This is a genomic window from Pleionea sediminis (genome assembly GCF_007570825.1).
GTDB lineage: Bacteria > Pseudomonadota > Gammaproteobacteria > Enterobacterales > Kangiellaceae > Pleionea > Pleionea sediminis.
Genome location: NZ_SUNB01000001.1, coordinates 701,178 through 725,666, shown reverse-complemented (window position 1 = coordinate 725,666; position 24,489 = coordinate 701,178). Strand labels below are relative to the sequence as shown.

15 protein-coding genes are annotated in these 24,489 nt (G+C 38.8%); 5 read left to right on the top strand and 10 right to left on the bottom strand.

What is annotated here, in order from left to right:
• Nucleotides 1-209 precede the first annotated feature (209 nt).
• From FAX86_RS02855 to FAX86_RS02825, 7 genes are all read right to left on the bottom strand, one after another.
• The gene (locus FAX86_RS02855) at nt 210-422 is read right to left on the bottom strand and encodes a hypothetical protein (RefSeq protein ID WP_144391822.1); all 213 of its coding nucleotides are present in this window, start codon (nt 420-422) and stop codon (nt 210-212) included.
• Between the two features lie 14 nt (nt 423-436).
• Nucleotides 437-1,852 (bottom strand): DUF1996 domain-containing protein, encoded by a 1,416-nt coding sequence (locus FAX86_RS02850; RefSeq protein WP_144391821.1) that lies wholly within the window; start codon nt 1,850-1,852, stop codon nt 437-439.
• Between the two features lie 157 nt (nt 1,853-2,009).
• Nucleotides 2,010-5,999: a hybrid sensor histidine kinase/response regulator transcription factor gene (locus tag FAX86_RS02845; RefSeq protein ID WP_144391820.1), complete on the bottom strand. Its 3,990-nt coding sequence runs from the start codon at nt 5,997-5,999 to the stop codon at nt 2,010-2,012.
• A gap of 125 nt (nt 6,000-6,124) precedes the next feature.
• Nucleotides 6,125-8,170: an Ig-like domain-containing domain gene (locus tag FAX86_RS22135; protein ID WP_164503437.1), complete on the bottom strand. Its 2,046-nt coding sequence runs from the start codon at nt 8,168-8,170 to the stop codon at nt 6,125-6,127.
• A 482-nt stretch (nt 8,171-8,652) separates the two neighbouring features.
• On the bottom strand, nt 8,653-10,794 hold the full coding sequence (locus FAX86_RS02835; RefSeq protein WP_144391819.1) for a membrane dipeptidase: 2,142 nt from the start codon (nt 10,792-10,794) through the stop codon (nt 8,653-8,655).
• 256 nt (nt 10,795-11,050) lie between these two features.
• Nucleotides 11,051-12,970: a tetratricopeptide repeat-containing diguanylate cyclase gene (locus tag FAX86_RS02830; protein ID WP_144391818.1), complete on the bottom strand. Its 1,920-nt coding sequence runs from the start codon at nt 12,968-12,970 to the stop codon at nt 11,051-11,053.
• A gap of 209 nt (nt 12,971-13,179) precedes the next feature.
• Nucleotides 13,180-13,593: a hypothetical protein gene (locus FAX86_RS02825; protein ID WP_144391817.1), complete on the bottom strand. Its 414-nt coding sequence runs from the start codon at nt 13,591-13,593 to the stop codon at nt 13,180-13,182.
• Between the two features lie 250 nt (nt 13,594-13,843).
• On the opposite strand from FAX86_RS02825, the gene FAX86_RS02820 reads away from it, so the two are divergent.
• A complete protein-coding gene (locus FAX86_RS02820; protein WP_144391816.1) occupies nt 13,844-14,194 on the top strand; it encodes a hypothetical protein in 351 nt (116 codons plus the stop codon).
• Between the two features lie 121 nt (nt 14,195-14,315).
• Here FAX86_RS02820 and FAX86_RS02815 read toward each other — a convergent pair whose 3' ends face one another.
• Nucleotides 14,316-14,786: an ATP-binding protein gene (locus FAX86_RS02815; RefSeq protein WP_164503436.1), complete on the bottom strand. Its 471-nt coding sequence runs from the start codon at nt 14,784-14,786 to the stop codon at nt 14,316-14,318.
• Between the two features lie 8 nt (nt 14,787-14,794).
• Here FAX86_RS02815 and FAX86_RS02810 point away from each other — a divergent pair, with 8 nt between their 5' ends.
• Complete coding sequence (locus FAX86_RS02810; RefSeq protein WP_144391814.1) at nt 14,795-15,364, top strand: HEAT repeat domain-containing protein; 570 nt, start codon at nt 14,795-14,797, stop codon at nt 15,362-15,364.
• Nucleotides 15,365-15,478: 114 nt separating this feature from the next.
• Here FAX86_RS02810 and FAX86_RS02805 read toward each other — a convergent pair whose 3' ends face one another.
• Nucleotides 15,479-16,327, bottom strand: coding sequence for a hypothetical protein (locus tag FAX86_RS02805; RefSeq protein ID WP_144391813.1), 849 nt, complete (start codon nt 16,325-16,327; stop codon nt 15,479-15,481).
• A 602-nt stretch (nt 16,328-16,929) separates the two neighbouring features.
• On the opposite strand from FAX86_RS02805, the gene FAX86_RS02800 reads away from it, so the two are divergent.
• The 3 genes from FAX86_RS02800 to FAX86_RS02790 all read left to right on the top strand — a co-directional run bounded on the left by FAX86_RS02800 (nt 16,930) and on the right by FAX86_RS02790 (nt 23,071).
• Complete coding sequence (locus tag FAX86_RS02800; protein ID WP_144391812.1) at nt 16,930-17,793, top strand: hypothetical protein; 864 nt, start codon at nt 16,930-16,932, stop codon at nt 17,791-17,793.
• Nucleotides 17,794-17,990: 197 nt separating this feature from the next.
• Nucleotides 17,991-19,031 carry a hypothetical protein gene (locus FAX86_RS02795; protein ID WP_144391811.1) on the top strand — a complete coding sequence of 347 codons (1,041 nt, stop codon included), beginning with the start codon at nt 17,991-17,993 and terminating at the stop codon, nt 19,029-19,031.
• A complete protein-coding gene (locus FAX86_RS02790; protein WP_144391810.1) occupies nt 19,028-23,071 on the top strand; it encodes a hybrid sensor histidine kinase/response regulator transcription factor in 4,044 nt (1,347 codons plus the stop codon). Before FAX86_RS02795 ends, FAX86_RS02790 begins: the two co-directional genes overlap by 4 nt.
• Nucleotides 23,072-23,230: 159 nt before the next feature.
• On the opposite strand, the gene FAX86_RS02785 is transcribed toward FAX86_RS02790, so the two are convergent.
• Nucleotides 23,231-24,241, bottom strand: a complete 1,011-nt coding sequence (locus FAX86_RS02785; protein WP_144391809.1) for a hypothetical protein — start codon at nt 24,239-24,241, stop codon at nt 23,231-23,233.
• Nucleotides 24,242-24,489: the final 248 nt, after the last annotated feature.

Below are 24,489 nucleotides of genomic sequence, written 5' to 3'. Positions count from 1 at the left end.
GAAAAGAAAATTGTCGAATCAAGAATTTGAACTTTATTAATGAATTGAGTTTTCATAATGATGTTTTCAATCATTATAATTTTAATATAATGTTATAATTGAGATGCTCTGGCTCTTTGCCATAAAGCGATTAAGAACACCGCTTTATGGCAAAAGGTAGAGTCGAATATCGACAACGGGTTACTTTATAAAACGAAAGAAACCGATATTTACTTTCGACAATGCCAGTGATTGTTATGTTTTCTACAACCCCTGGTTTTCGCTGGAGCAACATGGACGATGATAATCGCTTTATCCTTGTGCTCGACTTCAAGTGAAGGCAGTCGCTTCACTGTTTTACCATGATGTTTTGAGTTTTTTGGATGAATAACACAGCCTGAAACCAGAACAATAGAAATTAAAAGAATGATTAAGCGCTTCATCTTGATACTCCTTTCTAATAACCCATACCTTGGTTAACGATTTCTGGCTCAGTTTGTGAACCCTCTCGAGTTCCTGAGAGTCGATAACCGTTACCTAAGTTGCCATCATGGCAGTCAAATTGCTGTTTGATACAAAAATCGACAATGAGCTGCATAATTTCTGGGTGCCAACCATTAAACCAGTCACCGTGAAGTGAGAGGCCGCCAGGCGTATCATCGGTTACCTGATACATATCGGCGGCTAATCGCCATCCCTTTGATGTGTGAGTGGTGGGATCATAGACTTCTGGTTTAACACCAAAGGCGTAATGATAACTTGGGCGCGCGATAGGCACTGGATGTGTTTCTGGACAGACCATTTTTCCGGTGTTTGCATCTTCAACGGGGTAAGCCATATGACTTTTGTGATCTTCTGAGTCCAAATCGACACCATTCCAACAACTGGGAAAGAATATATCCATGCGAACGCGATCGGGTGCTTCACACTCCGGAATCGTTGCACTAAATTGCGGATTAGATGCATCGTCCGACTCCCAGGTTTGGCAATGCCAGCGAACAATTGATGTATTTTGTTCTTCTCCCGGCATGGTTGAGTGATCGCCTGCAATCATTCTCAAACCAGCAGGAACTGGTTGAATGGAATCCAGGTCATCAACTCCTGCGGAGTAATAAAAAACCTCGTGCGCTTCATCATCATTGCCAACCACGGCTGGTACAACTTGCCACGCAGGATCTCCATTTGTATCGAGTTCTCGGTCACCTGTTACGGGATCATAAAGTGGTGCCAATAATGCAGGAACCCAGTAAGAGGATAGGTTTAATAAGTTGCCCTGACAGCTCGACTCTCCGGTAGTGTAGAGTGTTTCCATGGTTGTGTTGTGATCAACTTCGGTGTTGCCATAAAAACGATGCAAATGGGCTGCATTTTCTAAACCTGGGAAAACAATGGGATCGTTATAGCTACTGTGGGCAAAGTCGCAGTTAATGCGAATAATGCCTCGCCAGCTATTCGGTGCCACAGGATCGGGTGACACATTTGTCGCAACTAAGTCTGAATTATCGGCATCAAACAAGCTGTTTATGGTCCATTGATACTTTGAAGTCTCGCCAAAATTGCCTGAACTACCAACTGCTCTTACTTCAAACGAGTGCTCTCCCAGACCAATATCTGCAAGAAAGATCGCCGACTCGCACTCGGAAAAATCCATAGCATTCAAGCGGCACTCATAACTTTGAGCATCGGTTGCTGAAAATTCAAAACTGGCATGTTGTGCATTGGTTTCTGAGTCAGGTGTCTTTGAAAAGCTAATGGATAGATCTTCGACTATGGAAGTGTCATTGTTAGTGTCGTTTTCAGTAGAGCTGGAGCCTCCACAAGCGGTTAAGATTAACGAGCCTGTTACTGCTAAAAACATCTTTGAATTTTTCATAGGAACCCCATTCGTTGATTTAAAAAAAATGAGGGTTTTCAGTATCTTTTAATAAGAAAATTGTTGAAACCCTGTCAGTATAGAGTATCTAACGGGGCGTAAAGTAACGTTTTCTTTTGTAAAGTTGTTTAAAGATAGCTGTTTGATAGTCATATTCTTAATGCATATGGTTATCTCGAAACTCAGACGGTTTAATGCTGTACTGTGCTTTGAAGCAGTTTGTGAAGTAAGTTGGTGACGAAAAGCCAACGGCTTCTGACACTTGATTAACAGGCATTCCTTTCTTCAATAGTAATGTCGATCGCTTTAATCGGTATGCACGAATGAACTCGGCTGGAGTAACACCGGCAATCGCTTTCAATTTGCGTTGTAATTGGCGTTCGCTCATAGCGACACTTGAATAAAGATCTTTAGCACTAAAGTCTTCATTGGCATAGTGTTGCTCTATCACTTTCTCTACTTGATTGATGAAGTTAAGCTCTTTGTCCGACTTAGGTATTTCCTTAGGCTGTTCTTGCGTGCTTTTTTCGACTAGCGTTGGGAAGTAAATCTGATTGCTTAATCTCGCCTGAAGTAACTTTCGAATATCGAGAAGACTTTTTACTCGAGCAAGTAGTTCGTTTTTATTAAAGGGTTTTGTTAAGAAGTCATCGGCTAAATTTTCATAGCTTTTAACTCTTATATCACTAGAGTTTAACGCCGTTAACATCACGATTGGAATATGACTGGTGTTATTTGCTGTCTTAATTTTTTCGCAAAACTCTAACCCATCCATTTCTGGCATCATAATGTCTGAGATGATTAAATCTGGAATCATGTCATTGGCTTTTTCAATTCCCTGTCGACCATTGTGCGCAAAGTGGCATTCGTAATCGTTACCTAATGAGTTCGCAATGTGTTGGCACATATCAAGATTGTCTTCCACAATGAGAACTTGATAGGTTGCGTTAATTTCCGTCGGAGCGACATCAACACGTATATCTTCCAACCCTTCCATTTCGAGTGCGATGAGTTCACTATTAATCGGTGATGGTGAGCTCATTTGTGTCTGTATTTCTGCAGGTAACTTTACGGTAAATGTACTTCCTCTGCCAAACTCACTCGTAACATCAATTGTGCCGTGATATTTTTCGACTAGCGCTTTTACTAATGATAAGCCAATTCCGGCACCAGAGATTCTTTCAAATTGTTCATGTGCTAATCGACTAAAGCGTTCAAATATAGTGTCTTGGTTTTTTGCTTCAATGCCAATTCCCGAGTCAATAACTTGCAAAACCCAGAACTGCTCTTTGAAAGAGGTTTTTACCAAGATACTCCCTTGATCCTTATTATATTTAATTGCATTGGATACTAGGTTGGTAATCATCTTTTCTAAAGAATCTGGTCCTGCATGTGCCAAAATCTTTTGATCATCGAGTTCATAACTGAAAGAGAGGTTTTTTTTACGGCACACCGTTTCAAAAGGCTCTAATACTAAACGTGAAAAGTGATTAACATCGTCTACTTTGGGTGTTTCGGAATCATCGGGCTTTGAAAATTCGAGCAAGTGTTCAACCAATCTCAATAATCGAGATGTGTTTCTTTGAATCATATTCACTTGTCGATTATTTTTATCTTGACTTAACAGGTCTTCTGTAGGACCTAAAATAAGTGTTAAAGGAGTTTTGAATTCATGTGTTACATTAGCAATAAACTCTTCCTTTACAGCGAGTAGATGGCTGACTTTTTCTTTTTCAGTAACTAACTCGGCAGTACGTGAATTGACTTCTTGCTCGAGTTGATAAGCCCTTAAACGTGCTCTTCTTGTTTGCCAGTGGATAATCGCCATAATGAAAAGTATGACGACGATTAGCATGGATATTCTAAAACTCGTAGTTTGCCAGAAGAAAGGCTCTTTTATAATATCAACTTCGAGCAAGTTGTCGACCCACACGCTATCATTGTTGGTAGATTGGATTTGTAGTTTGTATTCTCCTGGTGATAAGTTCATAAGCCGTATGAATCTTTCTTTGGAGTCAAGCTGAATCCACTGATCACTCAAACCAACCAGTCGATATTTATAATCAATAAGTTGAGAGGCTTGATAATCAAGAGCAGAAACAACAAAAGATAGACCTTGCTCTTCTGCCGGTATAATAATTTCTTTCTTTGGAGAGGAGGGGCCTAAGAGGAAGTCTTTTTTCAGCGTAGAAAAGCCTAAGTCAAACTTGAAGTCTTTTACTATCAAAGATGGGCGATATGAACTTGGCTCTGGCTGAAAGTTCTTAAACCAAAACAAACCGTCATTAGCACCAACATAAATTCTACCAGACTTGCCATGGCGCATAGCGTTATACAAAAAGCCGGCGGTCTTTAATTTAGGAAATACCTTTATTAATTCGTTTTTCTTATTATCTGCAGCGACCAGCGTTTGGATATTGCCAGCCCATAGTGTTTTTTCGGTGCTGGCTAGTAAGCCACTACTAAAGGATTTTCCTGCCAACGTTATCGGAATCAATTTTTTCTCCTTCGTATATCGATAAAGTTGGTCGCTCGCAATAAAAAGACCCTCATTATGGTCACTTTCTATTAAAAAAACCGGTTTGTTTAAACCCTCCTTAGTAAATGTATTTGTTCTTTCATCAAACTTAATAAGGTCTTGGCGAGTTCCAATGTAGAGTGAATTTTTTTTATCCCAGTAAAGAGTGTCTGATAGCAGATTTTTTAAATGGGGATGAGTTTCTTCTGAATAGGTTGTTAGCGATTTAGATGCTTTGTTGAATCGGAATAGTTGTTCGTAGCTACTGAACCAAATATTCTGCTTTGTTTCTTCAACGAAAGTAATTTTCTCTAAAGCGCTCAACTCAGGGCTGAATTCATTAGCTATATTGATGATGGATTTATCTGCAATGTTAACTGCGTTGATTCGTCCACCCGATGTTAAAAGCATAACACCCGATGACAGCGGTGTCATAGTAAACACCTCTCCTGTTAGAGGAGGCTGCCGATGTTCTTGGCCGTTTTCAGATTTTATCCAGAGACCCTCACTTTCTTCGTTTATATGCTTAAGTAAATTAAAATTCAAGTCATAAATTAATATGCCTGCATTGGTTCCTAGCCACAGTTCTTCGTTGATCTCTTCAATCTCGGTTACTTTTGAGACCTTTCCTTTGTTGCCCTTAAATTCAGACAAATGATAATAAGAAGGCTCATTAAAGTTATACTGGCTTAATCCTCCACGCGTTCCAATCCAGAGAGTGTTATTGGCCGAGCGATAAAAGCTAGATATATGGTCGTGATATATTTCGCTAGCGGATTTTTCTAAATAAATACTGCTCTTTGTTTTTAAATTGCAAAGATAAAGACCATCTCGAGAACCTAAAGCTATTTTGTTATCTGACAATACTTGAATTTGACTGAACTTAGGCTCTGCATTCGATATACCACAGTCGAGAGTTTCTAGTTGATTAGAGGTTTGATCATAACGATACAAGTAATTGAGTGAAATTGCGTAAATCTTATTGTTTAGTTGTGAGAACTCTCTTATTCGAGTGTCATTTTTCGCTAATACTTTTGAGGGGATAAATGGTAAGAATTCATTTTTTTGATAGTCGTACCGTAGAAATCCATTGCAATAAGCGAAAATTAAATCTCCGTTATCTGCCGTGGCCATTGCCGCGATATTCATAAGATCGCAATGTGTCGGTAACGTCACATCAACCGATTCGATAGTCAGAGCGGGAGTAATTCTGAATACTTTATCTTTCTCTATTTCATACCAAACATGACCTTTATCATCGATAAGTAGCGGCATGAGATAAAGCTTCTTGTTAACAGTGACAGAATCGACTTCGCCGTTATGAATGTTGTAACGTTTAACTCCCTCGCCAGAATTTAGCCACAAGTAACCACCTGGTTGGTATTTTGCGCCGATAATACTGAGCTTATCAAGCGTTGCATTTTCTAGCTTTGTTAGTTTGTAGCCGTCGTAATAAAAAAGACTGGTGTTCAAAACTATCCAGAGAAGGCCGTTGTCATCCTCCGTAATTGTGCGAACGGTTCCTTTGCCAAAGGTCGCGTCTATTTTAGATATATTACTGGCTAATGCTGAGCAAGCTAAAAATAAGCTGGTTAGGATTAAAATAAGACGAGAATTTTTACAATTCATGAATGTATTAAATACGCTCGTTTATTGTTTGCCGTTTTAATGGAAAAAACACCTCAATAGTATTTAACCATTGAGGTGTTATCTTGATAGATAATTTAACTTACAGTTTAGCTTTTTTATAAGGTTTAGTTAAACTCATTAAAATAAATGCTAAATCCTGAACGATTGGGGTTGATACCCGACCACACAGCGAAAACATGACCGAGAGAGTTGATAGCTAAACTCGATGTATTGGCATTGTCTGGGTTGCTATCAATTTCAATGCGTTCTTGCCATCCTGTTGTGGGCGTATAGCGTTTGGTACTGATGCCATAGGCTCGGCTTTCACTATCGTAACTCGTCCAAGAGACCATCGCATTATCGTTTGAATCAATAACTAGATTGTATTGAGTCGGAGGGCCATTACTACTTGCTAATTCAGCAGGACTTTGCCAGCCATTGTCAAAAGTGAATTGACTGCTCCAAACTGACTCTACATCGCCCTCTACATGTGTCCAAACTGCGATTGCCGTATTGTTTTCCGATAAGGCGACTGCAGAGTCGTAGTAAACCCAGTCTGCTGTAGTATCAACACCAACAGCTCCTTGCCAACCACTTTCTGGTGTAAAGCTATTTGCCCACAATTGGCTACCACGGTTGTCTTCTCGAATTTGATTCCACACTACCAGAGCATTGCCAGAGTTGTTAATGGCGACTTGCGGTAAGTTTGCGCGGTATGTATTACTCTCTAGTAGAGTTTCTGTTCCCCAGCCGAATTCGGGCGAGTAGTTTCGAGCGTAGATGCTGTAGGCACTACCGTCATTGCCGTACCAGGCAACTATTGCTTCACCTGATGCATTAACGGCCACTTTCGCACCATAGCTTTGATCCGTCAGGGCACTAATCGCCTCAGCTGATCCCCAACCTTCATTTTTCGTATACTTATTTACATAAATGAATTTGTTAGTGTCAATGTGTTGTCGCCACACAGCAAGGGCATTACCAGAACTATCCATGGCTAACTCAACATCAACCGCCGCACCAGATTCAATATTTTCGATTAGCTCGGGCTCACTCCAGCCTATTTGGGGTTGATAAATGCTAGACCAAGCGTCGTGTTTTTCGCCGTCATCTAGATACCAAACAGCAATAGCATTGCCTTCATTATCCATAACAACCTTGGGATAATAAGCACTACCGGTTTGATTATTCTCAAGCAAAATTGCTTCGCCCCAACCGGTAGTGGGTGAATAATGGTTGGCATAGATCGAATTCATCTCTCCGTCATATTGATACCAAACGGCAATCGCATTGCCATTATCGTCAACGGCTATCTCTGGTGCTCGTCCTGCCCCGGTGTCGATATCTTCAATCAAAGTTTCAGTTTTCCAACTTCCGTCACCCGTTGTGAAAGACCACTCAATAAGTTCTGACAGAGGGTTACCCGCTGCATCGGTAATTGCCGTCGTTATTTGGGCGGTATAATTTTTAAAGAATCCTAGTGGGCTACTTGGAGTAAGATGAATCGATTGTGAGTCACTGTTGTAATTGACTTGCGACTCGACGATTTCGTTGTCGATTTTGAGAACAAAGTTGCCGTTAGTAACCGATTCTGCAGCCAATGTTTCGCTAAAGGTAGCGCTAATGGTTGCATCGGTTGATACTTCGGAACTACCTTCTTCAGGTGACTTAGTTGTGACCGTAGGGTTCGTTAAATCATAAACCGAGTCATCGAGTGGAGCATCGTCTTCTTCATCAACAACACCGTCATTGTCATCGTCGAGGTCGGCATTATTTCCAATACCATCACCATCGGTATCGGTCGTTTCTGAGTCATCCAGCGGGAAGGCATCGTCACTATCGATTACGCCATCGTTATCATCATCAGAATCGCTATTGTTGCCCACGCCATCGTTATCGGTGTCTACAGACTCACTATCGTCGAGTGGAAATGCGTCATCGGTGTCTGGAACACCATCATTATCGTCATCAGTATCAGCGTTATTACCCACGCCATCATTGTCTGTGTCTTCTGTTTCATTCGGATCATTGGGAAAAGCATCTTGTGCATCAACAACTCCATCACCATCAGTATCTATTTTTGTCGGATCGGGTTTAGCAGAACCTCCTCCGCCACAGCCAGTTAAAACCAAAGAACTCAAAAAAAGAGAGACGATTAATTTACTCGTCATAACAACTCACCTCATATTAAATTGACAACAACAACCCAGGGTGTGGGCTGTCAATCGAATGCGATGGATTGTATGCTAATTAACCAGGTTGGCCGGTAGCAATTTTCCGGCAAAAAACTATAATAATCCGACATAGCTTTTTTAATCTATTGATTTAAATGGGATTTTTGAAAAGTTACTATTTGTTTCCGAGTTTAAGAAGGCAACGATTGTGAGGTTTGTGTCGCATTTATTTGAGGAGGTTAGGTCAGTGAGAGCTGTTATTTATCATCCTTAGATTTGCGTTGTTCATGCAAATAACTGATTCGACATTGGCAATATCGGTTCTTAGGGAGGACATTCCAGCAGATAAGGAAAACGCAAGTAAAGAGAGCTGAATATTCTTTTATTGATGAGTCGCGTTTGAGGTTTTTTCTGAGAAGACAGAGTTTCAGCTGATACCGAAACTCTGTCAAATTTAGACTTAATTACATTTTTATTGGTTAGTACAGATAATGTTGATTGCTATTATTCTCTTCAGCTCGCTCCCACATTTGTAAGTAGGCTTCAGCAGAATTCATAATAGCTTCATACACTCGATAAGAAGTACGTTCTCTCACGTCTTGTAAATGATCGGCGAGCATGCCGTAGTGAGCAACACCATCGCGATTTAAGTCGAAAGTTCGATTACCTGACTGTTGTTTGTCAAATACAAAACCAAATTCTGAAACAAAAGGATAATTCAGAGGATCGCGTTGGCTGTCAGAACGCGGTGCGGCCTGCCCGCCGAGGCCTCCCATATCGGTTGAAATTCCAATACCGGAAAGGTACGGAGTGTACTCAACTTCATCCAGAATTTTATTCATGCTACTTTTAATGCGGTTTGCATTTTTATTGTAAGGAATAATAATTCCACCGGCCTGAATCAAACGTTTACTGGTGCTATGTAAGCTGCCATCTTTTGCAGAAGGCATCCAGCTGTGTGATGAAACAACGCCGCTGTAATTTCTTGCTTCAATAATATTTAGAATTGAAGATGCGGAATCGTTACTGGTGTGATCCAGTTCGATTAACATATTTTTATCAATCAATCGATTGACCAGGTATCGACCTAAATGAGTCAATCCATTCTGGTTACAGCTTTCCATATTTTCATCGTATTGAGGATTCAAATCATCGTCTATCAAACCCAGCATTCGAGAAATGAATGGCGCATCAGGAAAGAGTGGGAATCCACTGGTGAATGATTTGCCCTTCGTCTCAGCATCACACTCTTTGACTTGCCAAAAATAGCCTGCATTCAGGTAATGCCCCAGGTTGATAAAGCCATTACCTTCGCGAACTTGCGAGCCACCAAACTGATTGTCAAATTTATGCGTTGGGAAAACGGAACGAACGCCTAAGGCATACAATTCATCTAATTGCGCATCAATACTTTGTTCTGTGCAATTGTCACCAATACCGCAATTGAACGTTTCTGAAGCTTCTACACCAATAAGCACAGCCATTTTTCCATCGGCGATAACTTCTCGCGCTTCTTGCGGTGATCGTACAATTCGGAAAAAGCCTTTTCCTGGTCCGCCTGATTGTGCGTCGACATATTCTTGAATCTCATTCAGTCGGCGAACTTGTAAGCGAATGCTGTCCATTTCATTACAACTGTTTGCGCCTATCCAACTTTTGGGATTTAACGTCGATTGAACGCGGCATAAAGTCTTATTGTCTGTTATATGAGTCACCATTAAACGTAAGCCAGACAAATAAGCTCGTTCCATCCACTTATAATAATAGCCAGTATGTGTGAGTTGTTTGTGGTTTGGCCAAAAAGGAAAGTCAGGCCAGCCTCGAGTGTCGTAACGGAAATTTAAACCACCATACTCGAGTAGATTACCAACAATATCGAGTGAGCCATTTGGACCGTGAATAGCACGACTATCTTTTAAGGCTTCTGCAACACCCCAGCGATCGAAGGGTTTGCCGTGAAGTAACTTACCGCCAATAAACTCATAAGAAGTGACATGTGCATGGCCCTCTACATAACCTCTTATTGGACTGCCCACGTGTCCTTTTAATAAATCCGTATCCGCTTCCACATTAGTTGTAATTTCTGGAAAAGGAGTACAGTTGCTTAAACTGACTAATTTAAATTTACTTTCACTACGACGGTTGAAGGGATTCCACATATCGAAAAAGTAAGCTTTTCCTTTGCGATAGTTATGTCGCAACTTCATGTTTAATCCGGTCAAACGAAATTCATATAAATGGCCATGTCGTCTATCGCTTGTGGCGTTAACTTGCCATTCTGAAAATCGACCGGCAGATCTTCCTGCGGTGACACGCATTGTAAAATGACCACCTAAAAATCGACCATCAACATCCGTAAGCATGTATCTTCCCAAACCTGTCGGTTTCATAAAAAATCGAGCTGCGGAATTACTCGATATGTTTCTAAAGCGATAACTTAATCCATTGTTAAGTGCGCCTCCACGATGATACTTTTGCAAAAAGTCACCGTTGCGCGGAGATTGGATGGCATAACATTTTTGCGCAAGGTTATATACTGCATTGAGATTTTGGTTCGCCTGGATATTTGATGAAAATAACAGCCCAACAAAAGCGAGTATTGCTATGTATTTTAGCTTCATAACATTTTCCTGTTGTGAGTAGATTATAGTTATATTGAATGGTATGAAATCAATTGACTGGAACAAGCACAGTTAAGCTTAGTGAATAAAGCAAAATACTCAAAAGAGCAACTGGGTATCAAGTTGAGATACATGACGCTATTGAGATATTATCTTCTTGGTGAGTTAAAAATAAGGTAGGGTTATTTCAATATAAAGAGAGGTGCTTGTTTTTACTGAGTCTGCTTACCGCAGTTGTTTAACGAAAGTTGACTACTTATTTTTCGATCATTTCCCAGCGATCTCTTCCATTTCTCTTGGCTTGGTAAACAGCACGATCGGCACGCTTTAAAATACTTTCCCAGTTGCTCTCTTTGTCGCATAGCGTCACGCCCATTGAAAAGGTTAAGTGATATTCCTTCGGTAAACCTTTAACATTGCAGTCGTAAACTGCTTGTTTCAAACGATCGAATATGGCATCAATTTGACTGAGTTGTGAACCAGGCATAACCAGTAACCACTCTTCTCCACCAATTCGACCAAGCTGATCAACCCGCCGAAGAACACCCTTGGCTTCACGATAAAAGTACTTCAATACTTCGTCGCCGACTTCATGACCATAAACATCATTAATTAATTTGAACTTATCAAGATCAATCAGGGCTATGATTAAGTTGCTGTCAGTCTCTCTTGACCAAGCTAATTGATCTTTAGCATATTCTAAAATATGTCTTCGATTAGGCGCCTGAGTTAATTCATCCGTTAGTGCTAATCGTGTGAATCGTTTTCGTATCAATATTTGTCGCTTTAAAATAATAATGCCTGCTAATACAATAATTACTGCCAATGTTATGAAGAGCCAAAGCACGCGCTGTTGAGCCGCTTGCTTTTCTATTTTTAGTTGTTTTATTGCGTTTTCCTTTTCTAATAGTGTATTTTCCGCCTCTTTTTTTTCGGTTGCGAACTTTACTTTAAGCATGTTTAAAGATTCTTGATTTTCGGCTTCTTGCTGCTTGCGTATAAGTTCTATCTGCTCTTTATAAAAGCCGATTGCTTCGGAATAGTTTTCAAGACCCTCGTGAATAACTGCGGCCACTTTGTAAGATTTAAGCAGTCCTTCGGGAACATTAAAAAACTTTGCAATTTTGATTGCTTTATCGATTTGTTCTAATGCACTCTCAAATTGCTCAAGCGCAAGGTAGCTTTCTGCCAAACCAATATGAAGGCTAACCAGCATTCGGCGATCTTTATGCTCTGACATAACTTCAAGCGCTTTTAAATGATACTCAATGGACAACTCATGATTGTCCTCCATCTCTGCAATTTTCCCTAACTCTCGCCACGCGTAGGCTTGACCTGCTAAATCACCCAATTGCTCGCTTAGATCTAACGCTTTTTTAAAATACTCTTCTGCTTCTATAAATTGCTTTATTCTGGTGTAGGCGGTGCCGACGTTATAATAAATGATCGATGCATAGAGTTTTTGGTGAGCAACATCGATTAATTCCAGAGATTCCTTATAATACTCAATGGCTTTGACATGATCGTTAGTTCTGCTGTAAAGCTGAGCGATTGATGAGATTACTGTGCCCAACTGGATTGGATAATCAAATTCTTTAAATATCTTGTAAGCAAGTTGATAGTCAGCCAACGCATTATTGTGCTCGTGTTTGGCGTAGTAGATTTGTCCGCGAATAAATTGAGCTTCGGCAAGTTCTATGGGTAAGTCTTCATTTTTTAATATGTTGATAGACTGATTGATTGCAATTAATCCCTGTTCTAACTCGCCCATGTTTAGATGTATATTGGCTCGAATGCCAAGAAACCGAGAATTAAAACTATCTGGAAGCTTAGTTATAAGTGGTTTTATTTTATTGAGTTTATCAAGTGCTTCGGGAGATTTTTCTAAATTAACCAAAACTTGAATTTCGGTGAGTTGAGCATAAGCGCGTTTTTTAACTTCGTTATCCGGAATCCCTTTAATCTTGGTGTCTAACTCTTCTAACACAGCATTAGGATTTTCATTGGAGCGCATGAAAGCGTCATCCCAAGTATCTAAAAACTCTAGCGAAAGTTGATAGGCTTTTGAGCGCTCTTCATCAATGACGCTAGTTTCTTGAGCAAAAGCGGACGCGGATAGATACACCATTATAATGATGACGTGTAATAAAAGTGGAATGTGTAGAAATCTTCGCATTGCTCACATTAACTTTATAAGTTGACCCCTATTAGTGTAATCACACTAATAAAAAAGTGCAATTAATTCGGTGTGAGATTATTTAGGAAATTCAAACATTTAGTTGTCATTTCTTGACTCATTGCGATTAACTTCCGCCTTAGTGAATCGCAGATTTTGATGAACTAACTGAGCGATTCGAAATATCGAGTGAAGTAATTATCCTAACTTTAGTTTCTTGGAGTACAGTCTCGAACATATTGAATTGAAATTAATTTTACTCCGGTTGCTTCATACAATTTTGGAGAAGCTGGAGCAAGGTCAAAGCACCATGGGCTGTTGTTCTTACTTGAAATAAATAAACCGTGTTTAACAACCAGTATTCTGTTTTCCGATACAATACGTTTGGTCGATGGATCGAGTGCCTTTATTATCTCGACAATATAAATTTCACCACCCAGTTGAGGGCACTTAAGATCTTTTAATTGAATAGGCGATCGATTGTTACACTGATCCAATATCCAGCCAGAAAACTTTGCTGACTTGGGGATCGCAGTGATAACTTTCAAATCGTTACTTGTGTGTTGATGATGAGTGCAACTGATTAATAGTAATATTATAACCATTGCAAATTTTGTTCTCACTGGTGGAACCTCAGAAATCTGTTTGTATGGATAAAAGTATAAGCTATGTAACAATCATATTTTGGTTTTATGAGTCGTTATCGCACGGTTTTTTCTTCTTTCGTGAGCCTAAAAAGTGTTCGTGTTCTTTTCTGAGCATACTCGAACACTCAATAACTCCTCCTTAATATGCCTGTTTGTTTTGTTAAACCCAAATTTAAATCAACGTCGTTTAACTCTAGGGTATTTAATTAAGTGAGATTGTTTTATCATGAAAGTATTACCATTAATTGCGTTTCTATTTCTTTCTTTTAGTTCTGCTGCACAAGAAAAGTTCATCGTCAAGTCTAAAATATACTTAAATAAATGTCTGATAGGCTCTCCCACTCTAGAGACGAAGGAGGGCAATGTTGCCTTTGTTTCTGTGAGCGATGTCTACTACTTTCAGATAATATTAGAGCGTCAAGAAAATAATGAGGTGAAAATCGATTCTGATATTATGGTTGATGGTAATCGTTTTGAACAGTTAGTTACTTCCAAGTTAGGTGAGGTTGTGCTTATTGAGCTAGAGAATGTTCTTCTGGAAATGAAAGTTCAAGAGTTCTCTAAAGTTAACCATTAGAAATATTTGAATAAATAATGCTTGTTAATTTTAGTTGTAGTTCAGTATTAAATTTAAAAGTGAGTTCAATCAGTCGTATTGAATTAATGAATAAGTCGAGTCGGGTATTAATTGTTTATGCCTATGGTTGATTATCTTCGAGCCACTTTAATAAAGGCTTAAAGCGATAGTTTTCGACAAAAGGCTTAACGTTACTGTAAAAGTAATTCAGGTCTGGATCGCTTTCAATTTCTTTCAATACTTCATGAATACCTAAGATATTGTGACGTTTTGCTTGTTCTTTCAGTTGCTCAAGCAATTCTTTATCAGGAAATTTAATGGGTTTGCTTTCTTTTGATAATTCACTTTTATGCACCGCTGAAATTGTATCGGATGATTGCTCGAAGGCTAGAGGTAGATCGAGATCAAACCAAAACTGACTGCCTTGTCCAAGCTTGCTTTTAACATGTAAGTTAGAATTCATTAATTTTATTAATCGCTGACATATTGCCAGTCCGAGTCCAGAACCTTCTGCTTTAGTTATCGCATTTTCTAGTTGATGGAAGGGAATAAAAATCGCATCCAGTTGGTTGCGCGGTATGCCAATATTCAACAGCGACTTTGTCTGGTGAAGATAAAAAGCTTGCGAGTACAGCTCTTATGGTTATGGGCGCTATCGCTAAGAATCAACAAGGCAGTGAGTTTTCGGCTCAGGTGACTCAACGAATAGCTGAGTCATTAAAAGCGAGTCAGTCCCAGCAAACATCCGCGGCATTGATTGCTGCATTGGGGAATAGTGGCGATTCTAAGCATGAAGCTCTTGTTAAAGATTATTTGCAGGGTGATAGTTCACGATTACGAGCTCAGGCTGCCAGTGCTTTGGGCAAAATACCGGGCGACTCCAGCTTGACCGCTTTATCAAGTCAGTTGAATCAAGAGTCCGATAGCAAGGTCCAAAGTGCGATTATTAAAGCACTCGGAAATAATGACTTAACAGCAGACCACATTAATACGGTGTATCAGTATGCCAGTTCAAGTACTAATCGTGATGTTAGAAGCGGTGCCATCGACGCATTGTCCTTGCAAGCGAAAGACAATGCATCGGTTAGGCCTCAATTAGTACAGCTTTTAAAGTCGGAAAAGAATAAACGAAATTTAGGCCAGCTTATGAAAGCGCTTTATGGTTCTTAGATGATTGCTCAAAAAGTTTGAGTATATATTTGTAATTTACTTAAAAATCAGGTGAGCATGATGCACCGTATTTTGAATTTTACAGAAGTTTTTCAAAGTACGGTGCATTAAATATTAGTTATCGAGCGACTCCGATTTGAAAAACGAAAGCTCACTTGAATAAATGTCATCTGAGCCTTGTTCAGTGACATACCATTTCATGGTATGTAAGCCAGGCTTAAACCATGAAGGGATAATTAGCTCTCTGTTTAAAAACTCTTTTGTTTCACCGTAATCAACATCAAACGTTCTTTCACTTAAAACAGGAAATGGTACATCATCGGGCATCATAATAACGCCCCACATTTTAAATCGTTTACGAGACATGGCAGGGTCAAAGTTACCCAATCTTGCTTCATATTCCAAGGTGCCTCCTGCTTCTGGATAAAAAGTTAGTACAGATGTTTGTTTCAATGAAATTAAAACGCTGGTAGGCGTGCCTTCGAAGTTAAGTGTTAAGTTATCAATAAACAATGGGCCATTGTTTGCCGTTATTTTTATTTGGGCTTTTCCATCTTTCAGGCTGTTGCTTAACATACTTAGACAGGGAGATGGGTCGGATAAAGTTTCTGTTGGTGGAATGTAATTGCCATTATCATCAAATACTCCTGGAGTCATCATCCACATAAAGGGAGTCATTACACTCCAGCCTAATCCGATAGGTTCCTCACTTTCATGACCGATAGTTAAACTCCCAGCAGATTCACCATACGGATGTCGACTTTCGTCTATATTAAAATCAAAGCATATCTCTGAAAATTCCGTGTAAGGCTTTCCTAAGTCAATGTCAATTAAGTATTCTACGTTTGGCTCCATTTCAAAGTTACTTTCACCATTGTAACTGAGATCAATGGTTTCGGAAAATGCCGAAAGAGACGTTGCTGACACAAAGGTAATTAGCGGTGCTTTTAAAAATTTAAACATATTTCCCTCTTAATAATTATTGTTAAGTTAATTATAGAAACCATTTATTGAATGATGTCGGCGGTCATTACGCACGATTAAATATTAAACTAAAATATTCCCCAGCTAAGAAAAAGAGTCAGTTGTGTAAAAATTGACTTAAGGTTAAAACTTAGTTATTTCCATAAAACATAGTCAGTTCATTTTGTTGGGTAAAGTCCGATTTTTAATTGGGCAATAAAAATTTGCCCGAGTTTACCATAAAAAATAACGCCTGCTAGAAATTGCTAAAACACGAGTATTGAAGAATGTAATGTCTTAGGTTCTCGACACTCCTCTCCTTAATGACGCTCTCATTAAATCAGTTGGCGGTGTCAATATTAGACAAAGTGTAGACGCTACTACTCAAAGTAAAAAACACAATTGCTTGTAGTCATTTTAAGTGATAGTGACGAATGAGCCTGTAGTACTTTCCTACATATTTTTATGCTTTATTTTTATAATCTTAAAGTTATTGAAAAGGCGAGTGGCTATCAATTTTGTTTTACATTACTTATTGAATCTAACTAAATGTAACCTATTAATATAGGTTTAATAACTATTTATCAAATTAAGGGATTAAAATGCGAATCTTCTTGGCTGTTCTTTTTTTATACTCTTGCTCTACTTTTGCGGAAATTCGATTTGAGGGAAAGTCTTACATCGCTTGTAATACTTGCACCACAATTGATGAATTTGAACAAGCTGCTAAATTTCATCATCTAGCGACTTTTTCAGAAGAGCATTTATCTCCTCGGGACATCGACTTTTATGTTGTTTTAAATATGACCACGGAAATATTTAACACGATAAGAGTGACTCGTCATTACGAAGAGAGTGGAGAAGGTAGGTTTCAGAGAGTTACAACTGAGCAAATTGCAAATCATGCAGATGATACATTGTATCTGTATGAATACGTAGCTTTCGAAAAAATCAATTGGCTTCCGCTAGGGAATGTCGATTCAAACTGGTATGGCAATCCCGATTTTCTTCAATCAGTATCGAACGCCTCTAATCAACTTATTGGTTTATTGAACGTTAATCCTTTCCTATTTGTTGATTCTAATATGAAAGTGTCTGTCTCAACGAACGACGGCTTCGCTGTTGTACTTGTTAACAATGGAGTTGGAGAGCCTAATTCATGGAGTATGGCTTTTAGTGCAACTCTTTCTGGAAGGATTCCTAATTGGGGGCCGCTATATAACTTTTATGAATTTTACGACTCGCAAGGTAATGTCATTTCTACAACTGGATCTTTTAATGAGAACATGGAGTGTTTTGTCTCCCTATTTAATCGATATTGCATGGAAAGAGTGGGAGAATCGTTTTTTGGTCCCCTGTATATACATTACCGTATAAATAAGAGAAATAAACCAGAGCCCACCAGGCCTCCGCAATGTGACTTTTCTGAGCCGGACAAATGTCGAAAAGCTGAAGTGTCCAAGTAACCTGGCAGCAATGTTTCTTAATTATGAATAAAATTTAGTAAAAATTACCACTAATGCTTACTCAACACTAATGATAGTATACAACTCATTAAAACCAGTGATATCAGAGCTGGATTTTTTGAGTGTTTATTAATCAGTGTTGAATAAAATAATAAAACAATAAAACAATAAAACAAACGAATAAAATTGGGAAAAAAATGCGTATAGCTATTATTTTTATAACTCTTATTTCAATGTCTTCTTTTGCCGAAATTCGCTTTGATGGTAAGTCGTACATTGCATGTAATACATGCATATCAGACTTGGATTTTAAGAATGCTGCCCGGTCGCACCATATGGCATTGTTTCCTAGAAGTCATTTGAATCCGAGAAATATCGATACTTATGTTGTTCTAAATGAATTTTCCGAAGAGATTAAAACTGTTAAGCTTCGCCGACACTATGTAGTATTCGATGATGAGTATATAGGACCATATACAGGGGGCAACTCTGCTCATAGGTTTTTTACTCATTTAGAAAGTCAAGTTAGGATTAACCAACAAGTAGATATCAATTTTTTGCGTGATTACTCATCGACGAGCGATATTGATTATGACTATGATCCGAAGAGGCCTGAAGTAACCCATCAATTTTTAATGGAGAGGTACTCTAAAAAAGTTAATTATATTTGGTTAAGGAATATTTTTGACGTGAGTTGGTATGCAAATCCCTATTTTCATCAGGTAGGAGCACAGATAAACGAAGAAGTAGCCTCGCGCCAAATCAACCCTCTTTTTTATGCTCGTTCAAAGTTAAAAGTAAGAATATATACGTCTGACGAATTTGTCGTTAATATGGTTAATGGTGGTATAAGGCACCCTAATGAATGGGCAGTGGCTTATGCTAGAGACTTTCGAGGCGAACGGACGAAAGGCTCTCCTCCGCCAGACTTGCTCGACTCCAATTGGAACGTTATATCATCAGGCGCTCCTTTTGATCAGAATATGGAATGCTTTGTTAGCGAGGGAGGAGCGTCGTGTGTTGAAGAATCTGGCTTTACTTTCTTTGGACCTATACATTCTTATTCTTGGATAGACGGCGGAATTATTGATGAACCACCAACGCCAACTCAATGTCAAGCAGGGCAGCAAGGTTGTGGTTCTAATACAGAAACCCAAGAATCAGAAACACATCGGGAAAGAAATGAACGTCCTGGCGGTAGTACTGGGGGAAGAGGCGGTAACAGGCATATACCTTGAAGAAAGTCGTCTACATTTTATTTATTATTGGCTGCAGTGTTTGTTCTGCAGCCTTATTAACTCCATCTCCTGTTGTTCACCAGTTGTCCGTTGATGATGGTCTTTCTCAACTAACGGTTAATGACACCGAGGTTTTTGACTCCCTCATTTGGATCGCAACTGGGGATGGTTTGAATGTCTTTGATGGACACGAAATTAAAATATTTGATGCCAGCAATTCAAATCTATTGAGTTCAAACATTAAAGCGGTTGAAAAGTACAATGACACGCTACACCTAATCGCAGGTAATGGATTTTATAAATACGAAACGTTATCTAACAACTTTACTCTCATTCATGATTTTCAAAAAGAGGGAGTAGAGCTATTTTCCTTAACTCAATCGCAAAGCGGTTTAGTAATAGGTACCTCGAGTAACTTGGTTATCGAATATTTATTTAACCGAAAAGAGATTCGGCGTTTTCCGCTAGAGAAAAATACTAAGCGTTTTGATATTTCCGTTTATTCGGCGTCTGAATTTGAGCACGGGATTTTACTGGCAACAAATCAAGGATTGTTTATTAAGGAAAGTGGACAGACAAATTATCACAATATATCAAAGGAAAATTTCGTTAACTCTATTCACTACCTTGGAGAGAATAAATTTCTATTATCAAACTCCTCAGATGTATTTGAGTTGGATGTTTTCAATAATACTAAAAAATTTGTTGTTCGAAAATCTGACTTTGACGAGTTGGCAAACAAAAATATTCGTTCTATCGTAGTCTCTGAGATGGTATATATCGGAACTAATGATGGCCTGTTTCAATTTAATCCCCAAAAGGGCTCTGTTGAGTCAATAGTCTTATCAAATAAAGATAGCAAAAATACTTATATCAATAGTCTAAATTTAGAAAATGATACTATTTGGGTAGGTTCTTACTCACAAGGGTTAATATGGAAGTCAACTAGACAACAGCCTATCAAGCTGTTTCAAGCTCAATTTAATGAAAAGGAATGTCTTGGCGCAGATGAGATATATGCTTTGAAGCTGTTCGATGATACTTTGTTAGTTGGATCATGGAATGAGGGACTAAATATTATAGAGCCAGATAGTTGTCAGCTATTGAGCCACCAAGGTAGTGAAAGTAAAAACTTCTTGTCCAATAAAGTTGGTGGCATTTTCTATGAGAATGATAATCTTTGGTTAGCTTTTTCTGGTTCTGGCTTGGTGAAAATTATTCCAGAACTGGGTGAACGAAAATCGGAACTTTTAAGTGGCTCATCGATTATTGAACTGAATTATAATGATATTTTTGATGTGAAGTCTGAAATGAACGGAGACTTATGGGTTGCAACTCATATGGGACTTAGTCGAGTAATTTCAGAAACAAAAATAAAGCACTATACAACAAACAGTATTCCCTTTCGGAGTCAAAAATTTAATAGTATCTTTATCAATGGTGATGAGTTATGGCTTGGTACTGAATCTGGTATCGAGTTCTTCAACGCTCAACAAGAAAAGTTAGTTATTGACAGTCCAACAGACAAACTCCGCGACGCTATTAATTCCCCAATATACGCAATTCAAGAAAAACGTGGATTTTTGTGGATAGCCACTGGCGGAAATGGAATTTATATTGTTGATAAAACAAGTAAAAATATCGTTGAACATCTATTTGGTCAGTCGGATTTGCCTAGTAATACCGTTTATAGCTTCGAACAAGATTTTTATGGTTACGTTTGGGCAGCAACCTCTCGTGGGCTTATCCGAATTTCTTCGAAAGATTTCAGCGTCGTTCGCTTTAAAACTGAACATAACTTACAGGGATTTGAGTTTACAACTGCATCGACTGCTTCAAATGATAAAAATCATTTGTATTTTGCCGGTGTTAACGGCTTTAATCGTGTAGATATCGAGGATTTAAAACAATTTGAAAAGTTCTATCAGCCTATTCTAAGAAAGTTAAAAATTAATTATCGACCTATAGAGCCTCAGAGGTATTTTAAATTTACCGGTAATCAGCTATTAAATGACGCCGAGGAAATTTATTTGCCTTATGATATGAATGCTTTAGAATTTTCTGTCGGTATTTCAAACTTCAATAATCTTGCAAGTATAAACTATCGATATCGATTACTAGGTCAGAGCGCCGAGTGGGTTGAGACTCGCAATAAGATTTCATTTTCTGGACTTGGTTACGGAGATTATCAATTAGAGATTCAGTCAAGTAATACTCTGGGAGAGTGGCCAGAGAAATCTAAAGTTCTAAATATAAATATAGCTCCTCCATATTGGCTTACTTGGTGGGCCAAGAGTATTTATTTGTGTGTATTGATGGGACTTTTTTATGGTGCATATTTATGGCGAACGCAGGCAATTCGCAAACAAAACGACAGGCTCAGAACTGCAGTGACTCAACGCACAAGCGAACTACAAAAAGAAAAGCAGAATGTAGAGCATTTATTGCAGTCTAAAAATCGAGAGTTTGCTAACGTATCGCATGAGTTTCGAACGCCGCTAACCTTAGTGCTTGGTCCGGTCTCAAGGATGCTTGAGGAAGAAAGTGAGAGCAACCGAAAATCAAAATTGCAGCTTGTGAAGCGAAACACCTTTCGTTTAATGCGAATGGTAGATCAATTGATTTACCTTGAAAAAATGCGTGTTAGCAAGGCGGTTGAGAAAAAGCCAGTTCCGGTGAGTCAATTGTTCAACTATATTGCTCAGTCGTTTGATGATTTATGCCAGCTTAAAAATATTGAGTTGTCATATAAGTATGATGATGACATTTGGTGTTTGTCTACCAAAGAAGCGGTGGAAAAAGTATTGTTAAACTTGTTTTCGAACGCTCTTAAATATACACCTGAGGGAGGCAAAATTAATCTGGCGCTGAGTAAGAAAAAAGATACGTTTGAACTGTCGGTTTGTGATACTGGTTTTGGTATTCCAGAAGACCAGCGAGCTAGAATCTTCGAACGCTTCGAACGTGTGTTAGATGAGCGCAGTGAATCGATTACGGGAGCGGGTATCGGACTCTCTTTAGTAAAGGAGTTACTAAACGAGCATCAGGCGACGATTAAGCTGGACAGTGAAATTAATCGTGGCACTACCTTCACTGTTCAATGGCCAATAGTAGACGCGCCTAAAGACTCAGAAGTGGCTGTATCATTCGAAGCTATTGATTCTGAGGCGATTGATATTGAGTTTGAGTCGTTGAAAGAGAGCACCACGCCGACGAGTGATTTTGCATCCTCAGAAATGGCTCAAGCCAATGAGGAAGCTCCAGTTATCTTAGTGATTGAAGACAACCAAGACATGCGGCAGTACATTCAAGAAGTCGTGTCTGTTCGCTACACCTGCCTGGTGGCTAAAGATGGCGCTGAGGGAATTGAGCTAGCACAAGAAAATATTCCAGACTTAATCATCAGTGATGTGATGATGCCAAGGCAAGACGGCTTTCAAGTTAGTGAACAATTAAAGAACCATGAAAAGACCAGTCATATTCCGATTATCTTACTGACCGCACGCGGAGACAAGCAAAGTCGACTCACAGGATGGGAAAAAAATGTTGATGAATACTTGACTAAGCCATTTGATGAGGATGAATTGTTAATCAGAATCGGTAATTTATTGTCGATTAGAGAAATTTTAAAGCATCGGTTTAGTCAAAAGGTTTTACGACAAGAAAAAGAAGTTCAAGCCGACTCAATAGTCATAGCTAACACTCTTTCAGAACTTGATCAGCGTTTTATTGATAAAATAAACAGAACTATCGAGCTTCATTATGGCGATAGAAAATTCAATGCTGCAAAACTTGCAGAGCTAATGAATTACTCTGAGCGTCAACTTTTGCGGAAACTTAAGAGTTTAATCGATTTCAGACCCATAGAGTACATTAAACATATTCGATTAAAGAAGGCGATAGCGCAGCTTGAGAATGGCGATGAAATAAAAGTAGTTGCCCTTGACTCTGGATTTTCCTCCTTGTCCTATTTTTCTAGCTGTTTTAAAGCTTACACCGGACTCTCACCAAGAGATTATGTTGAAAATATCAATAAATAATTTGATTCTAAAGTGATTAAAAGTCACTACATAATATTGAATGCAAACTTTTTATGCATTGTTAGAATAAAAATCATTCTGATAAATTTCCTCTCTTTTAGTCTAGTTTATTCGTGAATGAGTCTAGTGAATACTAGACTCAAAGTTACAGAATCTATGTTATCTTGACCCTACGAAAACATGAAAGTATTGAGTCGATTCACCGCCTTGACCATTGCAGGATAGTTTAAAAATGCCAGTATCCTTTAAATAATATTTTACGCCAAATGTCGGTGGTAATATTTTTGTCTCACCGGATGGACTGTTTAAATTTTTGAGAGAGCACCTTTCTGCGTGCTCGGCTTGGCCATTTATCCTTACTACCCCAGGACTGCGAAGTAACTTTGGATTAATCGAAGCTGAAATAATTGGCTTAGGGCTTTCATTCAGATTAACCGAATAGTCTTGAGAGCTTCTGCCGTTACCGTTAACACAGGTAACATTAACAGTTTTTGGTGAATTAACCACTAGTGTCTGTGCCCCAGCAACTCCTGTGGTATTAATATCTCCAGTAACCACGCATGAAGAAGCATTTGGGGTAGTCCAAGAAAACGTTACACTTTCTCCATTATTCACTTGCTCCAAATTAAAGCCAGCCTTAATTTCTGGTCGCTCGTCGGTTTTTAAACTAGCGCCAAAGTCAATGGGCTCTTGTCCGTTCCAGCAATATGCCAACGCATTTAGGTTCTCGTCTGCAGTTATAGTGTAAGACCCCTTGCCACTTATTTGATTTAAGTTTGGGATTCCATAAAGGTCACACCTATTTTTACTGATATTCCATAAAAGTTTTACGTCTTGTCCTGGTTCTGCCTTAGAGGGCACGAACTTTAGCCTTGAATTGGTTTGATTAACTGTCAGTTCATTTTGGTCAACATAAAGAGATTCACCAGTACGACGGTCAAAACAAATCATTTCTGCAGAAAGCGAATTGTAAGCTGTGAATTCGGTACTGCCCATTCCTTGAACTTGTGATATGCCAGGCACGCCAAAAACATAACATGTTGCGTCTGTAGCTAAGTTGGAAATGGCAGGCCATGTGAATTTAACTTTATCTCCTTCATCAACTTCTTTTGGTGAAAACTCTATCGCTTGCGAGAGTATCGGAGAGATAATGAATAGTGAACTTATCATTAATTTGTGCAATTTTCTGTCCTCTTTGTAGGTCAATTAATATGCATTAAATTTTGCCATCTTGTCGTTTTAAGATAAGCCGACCTAAGTGCATGGTTGGTTTGTTAGACGAACAAGTTTAAAGAAAATCGCTGATCTTTCTAGAATTAGAGCTTTTGAAAAAAAGACATAAAGTTGCAAAAAATGGTCATAACCCAATAAAACTGGTCGTCATGTCAGTAAAGTTACTGTTAAGAAAATACTCGTAT